At 52.8% G+C, this 17,155-nt stretch carries 14 protein-coding genes and 2 pseudogenes; 14 read left to right on the forward strand and 2 right to left on the reverse strand.

Going from position 1 to position 17,155, the window contains the following annotated elements:
- Positions 1-813 (forward strand): annotated as a pseudogene (locus JNB88_RS32300) (ISNCY family transposase); the annotation flags it as partial.
- A gap of 325 nt (positions 814-1,138) precedes the next feature.
- Here the strand turns inward: JNB88_RS32300 and JNB88_RS32305 are convergent.
- The gene (locus tag JNB88_RS32305; RefSeq protein ID WP_220359040.1) at positions 1,139-1,426 is read right to left on the reverse strand and encodes a hypothetical protein; all 288 of its coding nucleotides are present in this window, start codon (positions 1,424-1,426) and stop codon (positions 1,139-1,141) included.
- A gap of 1,347 nt (positions 1,427-2,773) precedes the next feature.
- Positions 2,774-3,541: an SDR family NAD(P)-dependent oxidoreductase gene (locus tag JNB88_RS32310; RefSeq protein ID WP_220359041.1), complete on the reverse strand. Its 768-nt coding sequence runs from the start codon at positions 3,539-3,541 to the stop codon at positions 2,774-2,776.
- Positions 3,542-3,670: 129 nt separating this feature from the next.
- Here JNB88_RS32310 and JNB88_RS32315 point away from each other — a divergent pair, with 129 nt between their 5' ends.
- The 13 genes and pseudogenes from JNB88_RS32315 to JNB88_RS32375 all read left to right on the forward strand — a co-directional run.
- The gene (locus JNB88_RS32315) at positions 3,671-4,777 is read left to right on the forward strand and encodes a histidinol-phosphate transaminase (protein ID WP_220359042.1); all 1,107 of its coding nucleotides are present in this window, start codon (positions 3,671-3,673) and stop codon (positions 4,775-4,777) included.
- 546 nt (positions 4,778-5,323) lie between these two features.
- Positions 5,324-6,118 (forward strand): ABC transporter permease, encoded by a 795-nt coding sequence (locus tag JNB88_RS32320; RefSeq protein ID WP_220359043.1) that lies wholly within the window; start codon positions 5,324-5,326, stop codon positions 6,116-6,118.
- Positions 6,118-7,425 carry an ABC transporter ATP-binding protein gene (locus JNB88_RS32325; protein ID WP_220359044.1) on the forward strand — a complete coding sequence of 436 codons (1,308 nt, stop codon included), beginning with the start codon at positions 6,118-6,120 and terminating at the stop codon, positions 7,423-7,425. The genes JNB88_RS32320 and JNB88_RS32325 overlap by 1 nt, the downstream gene beginning before the upstream one ends.
- Positions 7,422-8,483, forward strand: a complete 1,062-nt coding sequence (locus JNB88_RS32330) for an FkbM family methyltransferase (RefSeq protein WP_220359045.1) — start codon at positions 7,422-7,424, stop codon at positions 8,481-8,483. Before JNB88_RS32325 ends, JNB88_RS32330 begins: the two co-directional genes overlap by 4 nt.
- 163 nt (positions 8,484-8,646) lie before the next feature.
- Positions 8,647-9,756, forward strand: a complete 1,110-nt coding sequence (locus tag JNB88_RS32335; RefSeq protein WP_220359053.1) for a glycosyltransferase family 4 protein — start codon at positions 8,647-8,649, stop codon at positions 9,754-9,756.
- Positions 9,757-9,806: 50 nt separating this feature from the next.
- The gene (locus JNB88_RS32340) at positions 9,807-11,951 is read left to right on the forward strand and encodes a hypothetical protein (RefSeq protein WP_220359046.1); all 2,145 of its coding nucleotides are present in this window, start codon (positions 9,807-9,809) and stop codon (positions 11,949-11,951) included.
- 2 nt (positions 11,952-11,953) lie between these two features.
- On the forward strand, positions 11,954-12,952 hold the full coding sequence (locus JNB88_RS32345; RefSeq protein WP_220359047.1) for an NAD-dependent 4,6-dehydratase LegB: 999 nt from the start codon (positions 11,954-11,956) through the stop codon (positions 12,950-12,952).
- A gap of 20 nt (positions 12,953-12,972) precedes the next feature.
- A complete protein-coding gene (locus JNB88_RS32350; RefSeq protein WP_220359048.1) occupies positions 12,973-13,686 on the forward strand; it encodes a sugar phosphate nucleotidyltransferase in 714 nt (237 codons plus the stop codon).
- 5 nt (positions 13,687-13,691) lie between these two features.
- A complete protein-coding gene (locus JNB88_RS32355) occupies positions 13,692-14,537 on the forward strand; it encodes an NAD-dependent epimerase/dehydratase family protein (protein ID WP_338111073.1) in 846 nt (281 codons plus the stop codon).
- Positions 14,537-15,484 carry a glycosyltransferase family 2 protein gene (locus JNB88_RS32360; RefSeq protein ID WP_220359050.1) on the forward strand — a complete coding sequence of 316 codons (948 nt, stop codon included), beginning with the start codon at positions 14,537-14,539 and terminating at the stop codon, positions 15,482-15,484. The genes JNB88_RS32355 and JNB88_RS32360 overlap by 1 nt, the downstream gene beginning before the upstream one ends.
- Complete coding sequence (locus tag JNB88_RS32365) at positions 15,477-16,157, forward strand: class I SAM-dependent methyltransferase (protein WP_220359051.1); 681 nt, start codon at positions 15,477-15,479, stop codon at positions 16,155-16,157. Before JNB88_RS32360 ends, JNB88_RS32365 begins: the two co-directional genes overlap by 8 nt.
- Positions 16,154-16,528: a GtrA family protein gene (locus JNB88_RS34750; RefSeq protein ID WP_220359052.1), complete on the forward strand. Its 375-nt coding sequence runs from the start codon at positions 16,154-16,156 to the stop codon at positions 16,526-16,528. The genes JNB88_RS32365 and JNB88_RS34750 overlap by 4 nt, the downstream gene beginning before the upstream one ends.
- A gap of 82 nt (positions 16,529-16,610) precedes the next feature.
- A pseudogene (locus tag JNB88_RS32375) lies at positions 16,611-17,033 on the forward strand (transposase); the annotation flags it as partial.
- Positions 17,034-17,155: the final 122 nt, after the last annotated feature.

Consider the following 17,155-nt stretch of genomic DNA (forward strand, 5'->3'; position numbering starts at 1 on the left):
ACCGTCTTCATGAACGAGACGCTGAAGGCCTATTGTGACGCCGCCAACATCGTCTTCACGCGTTGCCGCCCCTACCGCAAGAACGACCAGGCCTTTGTCGAGCAGAAGAATGGCGCCGTGGTGCGCAGGATGGTCGGATATCGTCGGTTCGAGGGACTGGAGGCCGCCACAGTGCTAGCGAAGCTCTACCGATCAGCGCGGCTGTTCGTAAACTTCTTTCAGCCATCATTCAAATTGATCGCGAAGCAGCGCGACGGCGCTCGTGTACGCAAGACGTATAGTCCGCCAGCCACGCCGCATCAGCGTCTAATTGCCGACGCTCGCACGTCAGATGCAGTCCGCTCCCGTCTGCAGGAAATCTACTCCAGGCTCGATCCTGTCCTGCTATTGCGCGATATTCGCACCCTACAGGAGCGACTCGCTGCGCTTGCCGACGCGCCGCCGGCCATGCGCACTGACGGGGTAGCTCAACCGATCGACCTTTTCCTCGCGAGTTTGCGGACGGCCTGGAAGGACGGAGCTACCCGGCCGACGGATCGCCCGATTGTAAAAGCCAAAAGAGGACGGCGGCGTCCTGACCCTCTCGTCAAGGCGACCGCCGATTTGCGGAGTTGGTTCGAAGCCGAGCCATGGCGAACCGGCAGTGAACTTCTGTCACGCCTGCAGGCCGAGTATCCCGGCGATTATCCCCACAAGCTGCTTCGAACACTTCAGCGCCGGCTGAAGGTCTGGCGCAGCGAACAGGCGGACGCCTTGCTGTTTGGTACCTTGAACAAGGAGCTGCCGGTCCAGCAGGTCGAAAGGCCACACTGAGGCGCCGTGGCGCTCGCGAAGGAGGCCAGGCGCTCCGAAACCCAACCATCTCCGCGCCCGACCTCCTTCGCCCCAACGTGGGAGCAAAATGAATGAGGCAACGTGGGCATCTCGGGGAGCATCGTTAAGTGCGGCAATACGTGATCTCATCCAGATTGTCGCGCTACAGGAGTTCCAATACGTCGCCATCGATCTGTCTTGATCATGGAAGAGACGCCCTGAGGAGATAGCGGAGGCTCTTATCGCTTTCCTCCGCTACGTCTGTCAGGCAAAATCCGCCTCCTGCGGTGCCACCAGCCTTGCTCGGCGTGGTCGGCGCTCAAGGCTACTTGTTCTTCAGTAGCCATACCTTCCCAGCCATTGTTATCCCGTAGACATCTTTCGACCCGTCATCATCGAGATGGCGCCGCTCCAAAAAGCCAGGCGCCTTTAGCTCGTCCAATGTTTTCGCAGTTACGGACTTCACTTTAAGGGGCCGTTCTTTCCAGCGGTCCGACTTCGCGTAGGTTACGGTCGCATTCTGGTGCGTCCATTTATTGGATGGCTGGGGGTATAGATCGCCGTCCCGAGCGAGTTTTAGGGCGGCAATCTGGGATGGGGTAAGCACGGTCATATTGGGAAACCTGTTGTCTTTTGTCTTGTAATACCGGATTGCACTGCACGAATTTGTGCGCAATTCGTCGTTCTTTCACGGGGTATTGCGAGTGCCTGTCGGGAGCGTCACGCTCTTTCACGGACTAATCTCGGCTGGCGCGAGATCGATCTTGAGAATGACACCCGCAATTCTGTTGCGGCGCTGTCTACCACTATCACAGCGCAAAGCAAGCCTCAGTGGCAGGTTCCCAGTGTGGTGCTGGCCCTCGTGGGCCTTGTTTACCAGGGCGACAAACACCGTGGAAACAGATCTCAACCGCACGGCGGGATATCCTGCTCACTAGAAAAAGGCGCTGCAGCTGGCGGTGCGATCGATTGAGGGTCGCGGGCGCGTGTGGGCAAGCGTCAGGGGCATTCGTGATCGCTGGAGATTGGAAAAAATGGAAGGCGACTCCCGTCAAATGTGAGGGGTGTCGAACGCGACAGCTTCCTCGAGACCGTGCCATACCGCCTGATCGGTCCCGAATAGTCGCCCTTTGTCAACGGCGGCGGATCGCGGCGAGAAGTCCTAGCGCGATGATGAGCGGCGCAAAAACTATACCCGTGATCAGGACAAGGAGTACGGCGCATAAACGCTGAAGGAAGTTTGAGTTCCTTTCCTCACCGCACTTACTAAGATCCTCATTCATGCGAGCATCCTGTGCAAAGTTAGATGGCTACATCTTCTGACTGCGCATTTCGACCAACCTAGCGGAACCTGGACGCAACGCAAACTGCAAAATGGCACTTCATGCCAGCATGGATCGCGGATGTCCCGAGCTGGCGGCGAGTAGAAGATCGGGACTCGCCACAAGGTTGTTTTTCCGTCGTGCGTGGAGCATGATCTCGGGGCACGGTGCTGCGGGAGCAACGACATGCGGTATGCTGTGATTGATGGTTCTGATGTATTTATCATCGCTCGGTCCGAGGCCGAAGCCGAACGAGAGTGCAAGTTCATCTCCGAACGATACGGCCGAAACAACATGAGGACTGTCACCATTGAGGACAATCCTGATGAGACGGCACGATTGCATCGGCAATTGTCTATTCGAAATGCAAGGGACGAAGGGTGAGCTGCTAGCCCGAATCTGGCGAAGGTTTCGACCCGTCCGACGCAGCGGGTCGATGGCACTTTGGTCGCCGACGTGGCTTGACCAAGCGCTTGCGACGCTGCTTCTCGCCTTGTTTCGTGCTTTCGTCGTGCGGCCCCAAAAGAGAAGTCGCGTGCGGGGCGGGCTCTGCCGCGGGATCTGGGAGCGCAGCTATCAAAGATCTGCGCGCAATTCATTGCACTCACGCTACACGACAGGCGATGAGGGTCGAAGTTCTAAATCGAGGCGAGGTAGCCACCGTCGACAGGAATGCAATGACCGGTGATGTAGGCGGCTGCATCGCTGCAAAGGAAGACCGCAACGCCACCGATGTCGCTTTCGTTACCGAAGCGGCGTTGTGGTATCTTATCGAGCATCCGTGATTGCCAATTCTCATTCTCGTAGAAGACCTCCGTCATAGCCGTTCTAAAATAGCCAGGTGCAATGGCGTTGACGCGGATATTGTGCTCGGCCCACTCGGCAGCCAGGGCCCTTGTTACACCGAGCAGACCAGACTTCGAGGCCCCGTAGGGTACTGCTGTTGGAATGCCGACATAGGAGGTCAGCGAGCAAAGATTGACAATCGCTCCGCCGCCCGCCTCAGCCATGATCCGGCCGGCAGCCTGAGCGCAGAAGAAAGCCCCTTTCAGATTGGTAGACAGGATCGATTCGAAGAGCGCCTCGTCCACGTCGAATGAGGACCGGACGTTCTCGAAGCCCGCGTTGTTGACTAGGATGTCAAGGCCACCGAGAGCCTTTGCTGCCGCTCTCGTGACGCCACCGCAGGCCTCGACATTACGAACGTCCTGTGCGAACGCCACTGTCCGTCTGCCGGTCTTTTCAACGAGTGCTTGGGTTACGGCAAGTCCGTCGACTGCCCGTGCTGTAACCGCTACATCAGCACCTGCCTCAGCCAGCGCAACTGCGATTGCCTGCCCGATGCCACGGCTTGCTCCAGTGACGAGGGCGCGTCGGCCGGAAAGATCAAAATTCGGACGGGTCATGGCAGAGGCTCCTTTGTCTTGCTTCCGAAATGAACAGCATACTTGTCTTGACATGTCTATACATATGCTCACATCATCGCATTGCTCGCAATTGGTGTCGTGCTGCAAACACACTCATGGGGACAATAAATGACAAATCCTTCAAGCCCTATCCGGCATGAACTCCGCGCGATCGCTCCTTACAATGCCGGATTGACGTTGGAGGAGGTGCGCACCAAATACCACGTTGACCAAGTCGCCAAGCTTGGCTCAAACGAAAATCCACTCGGGCCCTCGCCGACGCTACGCGGGCTGTTCCCCGATATTGGCGAGCTTGCTCGTCTCTATCCCGATCCTCAGGGCCGTGCACTTTGCGCCCGCCTGGCTGCTGACTTCGGTGTTCTCCGCAATCAAGTTGTTCTTGGCAACGGCTCGGAGGACCTCATTGCGGTCATTTGCCGATCGGTTGTGCGACCGGACGATACAATGGCGACACTCTATCCCTCTTTTCCGCTACACGAAGACTATGTGACCCTGATGGGCGGACGGATCGAACGCGTCACGGTGACGGAGGACCTAACGATCGACATGAAGGCGCTCCTAGCGGCGATCGCCCGCAGACCGCGGATGCTGATGTTCTCGAACCCGATGAATCCGGTTGGCACATGGCTTACGCCGGACAATCTTTTGAAGGTTATCACTGCACTCGATCCGGGGACCCTTATTGTCGTGGATGAGGCTTATGCGGAATATGCCGCCGGTGAAGACTATCCAAGCGCCGTCGAGATGCTGAAAGACAGCGGTTGCAACTGGGTCGTGCTCAGGACCTTTTCCAAGGCCTATGGCCTTGCGGGTCTGCGCATTGGCTATGGCATAGTCAGCGACGGGGATCTTTGCGATTTCTTCAATCGCGCACGTACACCGTTCAACACCAATTCGATCGCTCAGTTCTCGGCAATGGCAGCACTGGATGATGCGCATCACCTGAAGCGGTCGGTCGAGTCTACCCGTTTGGAACGGGAACGGATGGGAACCGCCCTTGAGGCTATGGGCTTCAGGATAGCGCCCTCGAAATGCAATTTCCTGTTCATCGACACCGGCAGAACTGCGGCTCACCTAGCCGAGGCTCTGCTCGAAAGCGGCGTCATCGTCAAACCGTGGAAGCAGACGGGTTTTGAGACATTCATTCGCGTCAGCATAGGCAGCCACGAAGAAAACGACCATTTCCTCTGGGCATTGAAGTCGTATCCGAAGTGATTTCCTTCGAAGTCAGTGGTTTTGGTTTCTGCTTCCCGTACCCGATGAAGGTGTTCCTTCGGTAGATGACTAAACGCGAAAGTCCAGCAATAGTGCGCCTCGATTGGCTTCGGGGGGCTACGCTAACATCGAGGGCAACGCCGACTTCTGCGTTGTTCGAAACGCGTCGGCCTTGCTTATACCACGCTTGCGTCTCAAAGGCGTGCGTGTTAGCTGCGGTTCAGAATAAGATGTTGACGCCAAGTGGGCATGAGCTCCCTTGAGAGGCTGTTCTTTGATGGCGCATTCGAAGCTCTGCCGACGACGCCCGAGCCCGCAATGTGCCAGCGTCCCGTCGCGCTAGGGTTGTGTTGAGTTGGAGAGAAGATTTACAGATGGCGCGCGGGAGATTCTTGTGACCACCAACAACTTCAACTGCATCTCTACGAGCTACACGCTTCTTGTGGACAAACTTAGAATCGCCGATTTGGTAACCGTCGAATTGCAGCGCGAGTGTTTGCACGAGAACGGCATCAGTTTCCTTCAAGTTGTGTGTGGGTGCGTATGATGCTGGCGCTGTTACGTCCGGTTTGGAATTACAGGGGGTTCGTGTTTGGAAACGTGAAGCGTGAATTCCAGTCGAGATACCGCAATTCCCTCTTGGGAGCTGCTTGGATCTTTTTTCAGCCCTTGGCTCAGATATTGGTTTACACCATTGTTTTTTCTCAAATAATGCACGCAAAGTTACCAAGTGTGGCTAGTACTTTTGGTTATAGTATTCACTTGTGTGCGGGAATTCTGACTTGGGGCCTGTTTGCGGAAATCACAACTCGCTCGCAGAGCATGTTCCTGGAAAATGCAAATCTATTGAAGAAACTAAATTTTCCGCGACTCTGCCTCCCAGTGACAATAGTGGCCATTGGTTTGCTAAATTTCAGCATTGTGTTCGGCCTTTTCACAATTTTTCTGGTGGTCACGGGTAATTTCCCCGGACTAGTTTTCGTATCTTTGGTGCCATTGATCGCACTATTGGTAGTCTTTGGTGCGAGCTTGGGGTTGATTCTTGGTGTGCTCAACGTGTTTTTTCGAGACGTAGGGCAGCTGTTCGGAATTGTAATCACGTTCTGGTTCTGGTTGACGCCGATTGTGTATCCAGTCGCAATCTTACCGGAGCGTGTTAAGCAAATAATTGCATTCAATCCGATGGTGAATCTTGTCGAAGGAGTGCAGGGCGTTCTCGTGCAGGGTGAATGGCCTAGATTTCAGGGCCTGGTCTACACGGCGGTGCTGGCGATCGGCTTGTCTATGCTTGGTTTAAGATTATTTCGCAACAGGGTAGGCGAAATGGTGGACGAACTCTAATGAGCGCTATTTTAGTCCGCGACCTCGGTAAGGCTTACAGGCAGTATCCTTCTCGCTGGGCGCGTCTCGCGGAATGGTCGGATCCGCGCCATAAACCTCGTCATCACCTGCATTGGGTGCTCAGGGATCTAAATTTCTCAATTGAGCCCGGCGAAGCTGTAGGTATCATCGGAGTGAATGGAGCAGGTAAGAGCACCCTCTTGAAGATGATTACCGGAACAACACAGCCTACCATTGGTACTGTGAATGTCGCAGGTCGTGTGGCCGCGCTATTAGAGCTTGGCATGGGTTTTCATTCCGACTTTACAGGCCGGCAGAATGTATACATGGCCGGTCAGCTTTTGGGCTATAGTATTGAAGAAATCGACCGGCGAATGCCTGATATACTGGCGTTCGCCGAGATTGGAAGCTACATTGATCAACCTGTCCGGATGTATTCAAGTGGGATGCAGGTTCGGTTGGCCTTTGCAGTCGCTGTTGCGGATAGACCGGACGTGCTCATTGTCGATGAAGCACTCGCTGTTGGCGACGTGCATTTCCAGCAAAAGTGTTATCATCGGATTCGGCAATATGTAGCGGATGGTACGACGTTACTATTTGTGACGCATGGCATGTCAACAGTCCTGGAGTTCTGCACAAGAGCCATCTATTTGCGCGCTGGCGCGATAGCCAGTGATGGGTCCCCTAAAGAAGCCGTGGATTTGTATCAGGCCGATGTATTGGTGAAGAGTCACGAAGGTGACGACAAACCCACAATCAACCCTGGTAACTCCTTGGATAGTGGGGAGGCGGTCAGCGGCAGCGCAGGTAGTATGTCAACTGACGGTGCAACTTGCGCTGACGTTGCATTGTTGAACGGAGCCGGCGAAAAGGTAGCAGTTGTTCTCAGCGAAGAGTCGGTCGAGTTGATCGTGAGGTATCGACTTCATCGATATCTCGAAGATCCGCACGTCGGTTTCAAGATTCGAACTGCCACAGGTACGGTTATTTTCGAGTCAAATACCTATTGCATGAGCCGTGTATTGGGTGCGGCACAAACCGACTCTCACTTAGAAGTACGGTTTTCCTTCGCGGTCGATCTCTCACCTGGAGACTACACGATCACGGTTGGGTTGGCCAACGGAAGTATGCCCGGTGGGGTATTTCGTGAAGTCTTAAGCTACATGCACGACGTAATTTCATTCAAGGTCTTGCCAAACCCTTCTGCCATTATCTGGGCCGGTGTTGTCAACCTACACCCGGTTACCAATTGGCAATGGTTAGACAGTCATGCATTTGTAAAGACAACAGGGTCTCAAGGCGAATGAGTTCAAGACACGAGAATACTCCCTCTTTCTCTCCGCCCATTGATGAAATGCGCGCGATAATTCGTGGGCTCTACTTAGGGTTGCTGGCGCGTGAACCAGACGCCGGCGGGCTCGCCAATTGGATTGCGATCTGGCAGGGTGGAGCTAACCTCGGCGTAATCGCTGAGGCATTGATTTTAAGTGAGGAATACAAATCCAAGCGCCCATCGGCGACGTCGCAAATTTCGGGTGAATCGGCGGCAATCGAAGCTCTACCGGGGATGTTGAGGAGCTCTCCGGTTGTAATTGTTGACGTTGGAGCGCAGATCCTAAGCAGTGAGGACCATGTCTATGCGGGTCTAATAGATCAGAAGGTGCCCACCCGGGTGATTGGCTTTGAGCCTCTGGAGCATCGCCGCGTGGAACGACTGGAGAGTGAAGGACCGGGACTTACGCTGCTGCCCGCGTTCGTCGGCGATGGTAAGGAGCACGTTTTCCATACAAATGAGCCCGATTCAACGTCATCGCTGCTTCCATTCAACCAAGTTGTAACTTCCCGACTGCTTGAGCTCGCGCCTCTGCGTACGGTGGCCACCGAGCCCGTTATGACGTCGACGTTGGATGAAGCGCTAAAGGAGGAGGCTTACGTCGACCTGCTAAAGCTCGATATTCAGGGTTTCGAACTCGAAGCTCTGAGGCATGCAAACGAAATACTAAGGCGTACCTTAGTCGTGCATTGCGAGGTTTCGTTCGTGGAGATCTACAAGGGCCAAGCCCTCTTCTCGGAAATCGAACAGTATATGCGGACAAAAGGGTTCGAGTTAGTCGACTTCCCCACGTTGTGCCACTATCCGATCGCAAACACGCCTTACAACGAATCTCGGGACTGGCTGGGTTGGGGCGATGCAGTATTCTTCAGGCGATTAGAAGACAATGCCAATTGGCGGGAAGCTCTAGTGCAATCCTTGATTGCGTTTGTGGTGTACGGCAAATCGTCATTGGCATCCTCGCTGGCTCAGGGTTTAGAGAACACGCCGGCGGCAGGCTTTATGGACTACCTGCTCAAAGGGGCTAAATAGCCGGTGCGCGGGGCACCCAGCTCACGTATGCAGACTTAGGTGACATTTAATGGCCACCAAGCCTGCGTTTGGGTTACGCCTATCACGGATGCCCATGCCTTGCACCTAGAATGACTTTGGTATGACAAAGACCGGCAGTTTGTTGACCCGGCGTTGGAGTGATATGCGGGTTTTGCACTTCTTCAAGACTTATTGGCCTGACACCTTCGGCGGCGTGGAGCGGACCATTCATGCGATCGCAAAGGGGGCAGCCAAGTATGGTGTGAAGTCTGATGTGCTTTCGCTAAGTAGGGCGCCTGAGCAAAATAGCCGCGAGTTTGACGGTCATATGGCACACAAGGTCAAGCTCGACTTTGAATTCGCATCGACAGGCTTCTCGCGCGAGGTTTTCGGTCGGTTTCGAGACCTGAGCGAAGAGGCCGACATCGTGCACTATCACTTTCCGTGGCCGGTGATGGATGTCGTTCATCTGGCTTCAAGTAGCAAAAAACCAACGATCGTCACCTACCATTCCGATATTGTGAAGCAGCGGTTCCTTTTGCCTTTCTATAGACCGATCATGTACCGCTTCTTAAGCAGCGTGGACAGGATCGTGGCGACGTCGCCCAATTACCTAGCGACGAGTGAAATTTTACAGCGCTATCTGGCGAAAACTACGGTTATCCCGCTTGGTTTGGATGAGCAAGATTATCCGCGAGCTTCCAATGACATGAAGCGACGCTGGCAAGCAAGGTTTCCTAGGCCCTTTTTCCTCTTTGTAGGTGTTCTGCGCTATTACAAAGGCGTCCATATCCTTTTGGAGGCCGCAAGGAAAACCGAACTTGACATTCTGGTGGTTGGAGAGGGGCCGATGGAGGCGCCCCTTAGGGCGTACGCGAAGGATCATAACCTTCGAAATGTCCACTTTCTGGGCGCCTTGCCGGACAGCGATAAAGCCAGCCTTCTTGAACTCAGCGCTGGATTTGTCTTTCCTTCCCACCTTCGGTCAGAAGCCTACGGGTTGTCATTAGTAGAAGCCGCGATGTTTGGGAAGCCAATGATTTCTTGCGAAATCGGGACTGGAACGAGCTACATTAATCTGGACGGGATCACTGGGTTGGTCGTGCCTCCTCTGGATAGTGAGGCGCTGGCGGAGGCAATGAAAAAAATAGCAGCGTCGCCGTCCGCATCCATGCGATATGGCGACAATGCCCGGCGACGGTACCTTGAAAAATTGGGAGCCGAGAAGATGGTGGATTTGTATTGTGAGCAGTATGAACGCCTAGTTAAATAGTGTAAACGCGGCACGACACCGACCCTAAGATTGTAGCTGTGCCCCTACATATGACCAGTCCGCTATTTCGCCGCGAGCATTTGTTTTACCTTGTTCAGCTCGTCCTGACATCATTATGTCTCGCGATTATTCTGAAAGTATGGCGCCTTGATATCGGAATTCCCTTCAATTATGAAGGTGATACAATATTTGAGTTAGCACTTGCCAAGTCGATTGCTTCCGGCGGGTGGATATGGTGGGTGTCTGATCTAGGCGCTCCGTTTGGATTCGATGCCGCGGCATTTCCGCAGAACATTACTGCATCGTCCGCCGTGATGAAGTTCATTTCGCTTTTCACGTCCAACCCTGCCGTAATCCTAAACTTGTACTGGTTACTGTCTTGTGTTGTGACGTCAGTTGTCTGCTCCTATAGCATGAGACTTTTCGGCTTCAGATGGGCGCCAGTGCTTCTCGTGTCGACGATGTATGCGTTGCTTCCATACGCCCTGCAGCGCAACGTAGCGCATATTAGTCTCACTTACATATTTGTACCTGTAATATGTGCATATTGTCTAAGGATTATCTGTGGTAGCCAAAACAAAAGAATCCATGGCGCGGAGCGAGTAGTACTTTTCATTTCTTGCGTATTCATTGGTCTTGACTACGTATACAACGCTTTTTTTTCTTGTTTGTTTTTGCTATGTGCTGCCGTTGTGGCTGCCGTTGTCAAGAAAAGTGTGAGGCCAGCCGTTTCTGTTGCGCCATTTGTTGCGATAATATGCATTTTTTCTGCGATTAATTTTGTTCCCTCTGCTGTCACGTGGACGGCAAACGGCGTGCCGCCCAATATGAGCTATAAATCCGCGGTGGAGGCAGATTACTATGGTCTGAAGATCAGACAGATAATCAGCCCAGCGATGCTGGAGCGACGTGTCAATAAGGCAGGTTTCCCACTCGAGAATGAGAATAGGTTTGTCAGGCTAGGTGTCGTACTGGCTTTTGGGTATCTTTTGTCGATATTCTACGCGTTATTTACCGGTCCGCACAGTCGTAATGACGTGCGTTGGGCTGCAGGCGTTCTGGTGTTGTTTGGAACATTCGTCGCCACGATTGGGGGGCTCGGCTCAATCTTCAACTTACTCGTTGCGCCGGATATTCGAGCGTACAACCGGATCATCGTCTTTATCGCATTTTTCTCTGCTTTCGTGTTATGTGCGCTGCTGTCAGACATGCTTGGCTCTCTCGAGAACAGGCCGGTGCTTCGAACTCGCAAATGGGCCAGGAAAAGTGCTTCCATTGGTCTTGGTGCTGGTATTTTCCTTGTGGGCGTGATTGATCAAGGTGATGCCGCGCGGCCATTGGTAAGGCGATACAGTGCAGATACCGCGCAGGCATTGGATGAGAAAGACCTTGTAGGAAAAGTGGAAGAGCGGTTCCCAAATGTCAGGCAAATTTATCAGTTGCCTGAGACCACTTTCCCGCTGGACGCTGGCCAAAATAGAATGAAAGCTTATGATCACGGCCGTCCATTCGTTTGGTCTAGAGCTTTGAGTTGGAGTTGGCCCAGCTTTTCGTACAGGGCGGAAGCTTGGCACGAAAGGATCGGGTCCCTGTCAGATCCGAAATTTCTGGCGAACCTTGCCCTTTCGGGTTTCAATGGGCTCTGGCTTGATCGGTACGGCTACAGCGAGCAGGGACTCACGGAAGTTGAGGCTTCGCTCCGCCGCCAGATAGGAAGTCCGCAGCTTGAGTCCAACTCAAAGCGGTATGCATTTTTTGATCTAAGTGGAAAAGCTGGATTGATTTCTACCAATCAAACGGGGCCTCTGGACGGTCCTTCACCGGACGCTCCTTTTCTCGGTTTTGCCTCTGGTACCTACCAGAAGGAGGCTGAGGTGGACGGGGGGGGGGCGTTTCGATGGTCGCAACGCGTTTCGCGACTATTGTTGAGTAATCCCTCTTCGACCCCGCGGCGCGTAAGATTCTCCACTGCGTTTCGAAGTCTGCCTGGAGGCAAGTTGCATATTTCCGGGTCGGGACTGGATATGACCGTGGACTTGCAATCGGGAAGTGGCGACTTTTCAGTACCTTTAGAGCTCGCAGCGAGGCAAACGGCAAAGCTTAACTTCCGATTCGAGGGGAATAGAGTGCCTGCAAACGGTGATGCGCGCTCAATGTACTTTCAGTTTGTTAATCCGACTCTAAAAGAGGACTAATCATGGATTTGAGGAACAAGAAGGTTCTTGTAACAGGGGCGGATGGATTCATAGGCAGCCATCTTGTTGAGGCGCTGTTGGAGCGTGGATGCGATGTACGCGCCTTTGTCTTGTACAACTCATTCAACAGTTGGGGTTGGCTAGACTCGCTTCCGCCATCCCAGCTCAAAGACTTGGATGTGTTCTCCGGAGATATTCGCGATCCAAATGGAGTCACAACTGCAATGGCTGGATGCGACGTAATTTTCCATCTAGCGGCATTGATCGCAATCCCATTCTCGTATCACTCGCCCGACTCCTATGTCGACACAAACATTAAGGGCACTCTGAACGTACTCCAAGCTGCCAGAAGTCTCGGAACCGAACGAGTTTTGATAACGTCTACATCTGAGGTCTACGGCACCGCCCAATATGCTCCGATCGATGAGTCGCATCCTTTTCAGGGGCAGTCACCGTACAGTGCAACAAAGATTGGAGCTGATCGTCTGGCGGAATCATTTTTTAGGTCGTTTGACACGCCGGTGACGATAGTTCGACCGTTCAATACGTATGGGCCGCGCCAGTCGGCGAGAGCTGTTATCCCTACAGTGATCACACAGCTTTTGCTAGGTGCTGCCGAAGTAAAGTTAGGCAGCCTCTTGCCGACGCGTGACTTCAACTACGTGAAGGATACAGTCGAAGGTTTCCTCGCGCTGGCTGAATGCGAGGAGGCCATCGGTAAAGAGGTAAATATAGCCACAGGAACGGAGGTATCTGTTGGAGATATCGCGCGGACCCTTGTCGCGCAAATCAATCCGAGTGCCACAATCGCTACTGACGACGAACGTCTCCGGCCCGAAGCGTCAGAAGTGTTTCGACTGATTGGAGACAACCGTCTTATCAAGAGACTTACAGGGTGGGACGCTTCTTACAACATTGAAGCCGGATTGCGTGACACAGTGGAATGGTTCAGGAAGCCCGAAAATCTGAACCGTTACAAAGCCTGGCTCTATAATGTTTGAGGCTAAGGAGGGGAAGTAAAATGAGGGCCATCATACTTGCAGGTGGTAAGGGAACGAGGTTGAGACCTTACACTACGTTGATCCCTAAACCCTTGGTGCCACTTGGCGGGAAATTCTCGATCCTCGAGATTATTATCATGCAGCTTAGTAGCTCTGGGTTCACTCACATTACGTTAGCAGTGAACCATCTTTCGCACCTCATTATGGCGTACTTCGGGGACGGTGCACGCTGGGGTATAAAGCTCGACTACTCGATCGAACAGAGCGAGCTGAGTACAATCGGTCCCTTGACCTTGATAAGGGATCTTCCGGAGAATTTCTTGGTCATGAACGGGGATATCTTGTCTGATTTGCCGTATCACGAGTTCTTGAGGGAACATATGGAAACTGGGAGTGAGGTTTCTGTTGCTGCGTACCGTCGCGACGTCAGGATTGATTTTGGTGTGCTAAAGCACGCGGAAGGAAAATTGATGTCGTTCGAGGAAAAACCCACGTTCCATTTCGATGTGAGCATGGGAATCTATTGCCTCAGCCGAGAGGTGGTAGAGCGCCTTGAGAGAGGGCGGACATACGGTTTTGACAATTTGATGCTGGATGGACTTGCCACAGGTAGGCCAGCGACGATCAGGCCATTTTCCGGGTATTGGCTGGATATTGGCAGGCCAGATGACTATCAGTACGCAGATGAGAATTTTGACAAGCTTGCCGGAAAGTTGGGGATACGCCTGTCTTGAGTAGAGTGCTGATCACAGGTGGTTGGGGAGCCCTCGGTCGTTCTTTGGCAATACAGCTTCGATCCATCGGCCATCATGTTGTTCAGGCCGGAAGATCAAGTGTTGAAGGCTGTGATGCCATGTCGGTCGACGTCCGCAACTACGCCGATCTCTCGGGCGCACTTAGATCTCTCAGGCCGGAAGTCATCATACACCTATCCGCGGTGTTTTCAGACGATTTTGCGCTGGCGCTTGCCACAAATGTCATTGGCGCAAAGAATCTGCTCGCCGCACTCGAGGAGAATGATCTTAACGCCCGAGTTCTGTTGGCAGGATCAGCGGCAGAATATGGGATAGTTTATCCTGAGGAAAACCCTGTCTCGGTTGAGCAGGTGTTGCGCCCGGTGTCGATTTATGGGCTCACCAAGTCTTGGCAGACGCAGTGGGGAGTTCTCTGCTCGCATAGGGGACAGGACGTCGTTATCGCGCGGATATTTAATCTCAATGGCCCTGGCATGTCTGAGCGGCTTTTTGTTGGCCGCATCAATAAGCAGCTTGAACAACTGACCGCTGGAAGCTGCGACAAGATTGAGACGGGTCCTTTAGCCTCAGTCAGAGACTACATATCGCTTGAGGAAGCCGGGGAGCAGTTGATGGCGATTATAAATGCGGGCAAATCCGGCTCAATCTATAATGTTGCAAGTGGAAAGCCAATTTCGATGAGAGAACTGCTTCAGGGGATGTTAAGGGAGCGGGGGTTAGCAATGGATATTGTTGTCGAGGGTGTGCGACCTTACGGGCGCAGTGGATTTGATATACCCGTTATCTACGCAGACGTTGAACGTACGATCGCTCTGATGAGGGCAAAGTAATGTCAACGATCAAACTCAACGTAGTTTGCCCCGTATTCAACGAAGCTGACGTAATCGAGAAGTTTCATGCCCGGCTGAGTAGTGTTCTTACAAACAGCATCGACCTGGATTTCAGGGTGGTCTACGTAGTAGATAGATGTACGGACAATACGCTCGAGATCCTTAGAGAAATTGCCGCGCGAGACACCACAGTAGTGGTTCTTGCGCTGAGCGCCCGTTTTGGTCACCAGATGTCGCTCCTCGCGGGAATCGAATACTCGGTCAACGCTGACGCAGTGATTATGATGGATAGCGATCTGCAGCATCCACCTGAGCTGATTCCCGAGCTTGTGCGGCACTTTAGAGAGGGCGCTGACGTTGTTTTCACGGTTCGCAAAGATACAATCGATATCGGAACCGGTCGTAAGTTTTTGGGGAATCTGTTTTACGATACACTGAATCGCATATCTGACGTCCCGATCAATCCCAACTCGGCGGACTTCAGGTTGATCTCTAAGCGTGTAGCTACCACGCTGGTGGCAGAATTTCCAGAACGCAATATGTTCCTGCGCGGGCTCTTTACTTGGATGGGCTACCGCCAAGTTGGAGTCGAATTCACCGCGGCACCGCGGGCTTCCGGCCAATCGAAATACTCCGTCTCGCAGATGGTTCGGTTGGCTTCCAGCGGCATCCTTTCTTCTAGCACAAAACCTCTCCAGACTGGAATAGTTGTCGGTGCGGCATTTGGCATTGTTGCCTTGGTGTTGATGTTCACGGCTATAGTCAATTTCTTCATTGACCGATCACTGCCGAGTGGCTGGACGAGTATGGTAACGCTGCTGCTCCTATTCAGCGCAGTGCAGTTGACAATCCTAGGGGTGATTGGGATCTACATCGGCGGCATCTATAATGAGGTGAAGGCCAGGCCAAAGTACATTATTGATGAGGAGATATCGTCTGATGAGTGAAAAGGTAGATTTTGACAAATACACCGATAATTATAACGAGCTTCTGCGCGAGAGCACAGGCTTTTTCACGAGCAATGAGGACTATTTTGCCGAATACAAAGTCAGGTTGACGCGGAAAAAAGTCAAGCATCAGGTTGCGAGGATACTGGAATACGGGTGCGGCATCGGGAGGAATATTCCCTATCTGCAGGCGATGTTTCCTGATGCGGAAGTATTCGGGACCGATATCTCTGCGGCAAGTTTGGAACTAGCGGCCGCAGAAAATAGGGCTGCGACGTTCGCGGTTGAAACCCCTGAGCTAGAAATCGGGCAATTCGATCTGATCTTTATCGCTGGCGTTTTCCACCATATTGCACCCGTCGAACGTCCCGCCGTGTGCGACTTGCTCAGTAAAAGACTGGTTCGGTCGGGGACGATGACAGTCTTCGAGCACAATCCATATAACCCGATCACACGCTCAATCGTAAATACGTGCCCATTCGATGCGGATGCGGTGCTTTTGCGCCCTTCGGAACTCGCGGCACGATTCAGCCAAGTTAATATGTCAGTTGTAGATCGATCTTTTTGCCTCTTCGTTCCACCAAGGCTTTCCTCACTTGTAAAGTTGGAAGATTATTTTTGGTGGCTGCCTCTCGGAGGACAATACTGCAGTGTAGTTCGGCACGCGAAATGAACCAATTTCTCAGGTACTTATGTGTTGGCCTATTCAATTCTCTCTTGGGATATGCCGTTATATTTTCCTGCATGTATGTTCTGTTGCTAGATGCGGTGACGAGCAACCTTGCCGGTTACGGAGTTGGTCTTGCGGCATCATTTTTCCTGAACAAATATTTTACGTTCCGAGCGGGCTCTAGGAGCATCTCCGAGCCCCTCAAGTTCGTTTTGGTGTTCATAGTGTCATATACCGCAAATCTCTTTGTGCTAATAACGCTCATCGACATATTTCACGTCCATAAGGGCTTTGCTCAACTTCCCGCCGGAGCAATATATATTGCCCTTTCATATGCGCTGAATAAGCACTTTGTCTTCTCTAAATCGCAGTGAGCTTTAGCAGGCTGTTGAAAAAGGCATTGGCGCAAGTCTCCTGTCGTGATTCACTCGCTTTATTGCGATTTGGAGCTGATGGATGCGCGGCGGCGATGTGAGGACAGGTGAACTCTTCAGCTATGTGGATCTGGAGGCTCGTGTTCGAAAAGATCATCCTCTACGGGCCATCCGGCAGATCGTGAATGAAGCGCTCGTTTTATTGGAACAGGATTTTGCAGCGCTTTATTCACCGATCGGGCGGCCGTCGATTGCGCCAGAAAAGCTTCTTCGCGCCATGCTTCTGCAAGCCTTCTATTCGATCCGCTCTGAGCGACTTCTGATGGAACGGTTGGAATACGACCTTCTCTTCCGCTGGTTCGTCGACATCGGCGTTGACGATCCCGCTTGGGACCATTCGGTGTTTTCGAAGAACCGCGACCGGTTGCTTGATGGTGACATCGCTGCGAAGTTCCTGGGTGCAATCCTTTCCCAGCCCAAGGTAAAGCGGCTGCTGTCCACAGAGCTGGTTCGGTTTGTCTGAACAGATTGGGGCGTTTCGCTAAGTGGATTTCCGCCTCGATTATGCCGCCACCATCATTGGCGTCAGCGCGTTGAAGTAAGCCTGATCCGGCGTCTGCCGGTCAA

The sequence above is a fragment of the Rhizobium cauense genome, assembly GCF_019511525.1.
Classification (GTDB): Bacteria; Pseudomonadota; Alphaproteobacteria; order Rhizobiales; family Rhizobiaceae; genus Rhizobium; species Rhizobium cauense.

Coding starts and splice junctions, on each gene's coding strand:
- JNB88_RS32345 (WP_220359047.1), top strand. CDS start 11,954: ATGGATTTGAGGAACAAGAAGGTTCTTGTAACAGGGGCGGATGGATTC.
- JNB88_RS32315 (WP_220359042.1), top strand. CDS start 3,671: ATGACAAATCCTTCAAGCCCTATCCGGCATGAACTCCGCGCGATCGCT.
- JNB88_RS32350 (WP_220359048.1), top strand. CDS start 12,973: ATGAGGGCCATCATACTTGCAGGTGGTAAGGGAACGAGGTTGAGACCT.
- JNB88_RS32320 (WP_220359043.1), top strand. CDS start 5,324: ATGCTGGCGCTGTTACGTCCGGTTTGGAATTACAGGGGGTTCGTGTTT.
- JNB88_RS32305 (WP_220359040.1), bottom strand. CDS start 1,426: ATGACCGTGCTTACCCCATCCCAGATTGCCGCCCTAAAACTCGCTCGG.
- JNB88_RS32325 (WP_220359044.1), top strand. CDS start 6,118: ATGAGCGCTATTTTAGTCCGCGACCTCGGTAAGGCTTACAGGCAGTAT.
- JNB88_RS32310 (WP_220359041.1), bottom strand. CDS start 3,541: ATGACCCGTCCGAATTTTGATCTTTCCGGCCGACGCGCCCTCGTCACT.
- JNB88_RS32340 (WP_220359046.1), top strand. CDS start 9,807: ATGACCAGTCCGCTATTTCGCCGCGAGCATTTGTTTTACCTTGTTCAG.
- JNB88_RS34750 (WP_220359052.1), top strand. CDS start 16,154: ATGAACCAATTTCTCAGGTACTTATGTGTTGGCCTATTCAATTCTCTC.
- JNB88_RS32360 (WP_220359050.1), top strand. CDS start 14,537: ATGTCAACGATCAAACTCAACGTAGTTTGCCCCGTATTCAACGAAGCT.
- JNB88_RS32330 (WP_220359045.1), top strand. CDS start 7,422: ATGAGTTCAAGACACGAGAATACTCCCTCTTTCTCTCCGCCCATTGAT.
- JNB88_RS32365 (WP_220359051.1), top strand. CDS start 15,477: ATGAGTGAAAAGGTAGATTTTGACAAATACACCGATAATTATAACGAG.
- JNB88_RS32335 (WP_220359053.1), top strand. CDS start 8,647: ATGCGGGTTTTGCACTTCTTCAAGACTTATTGGCCTGACACCTTCGGC.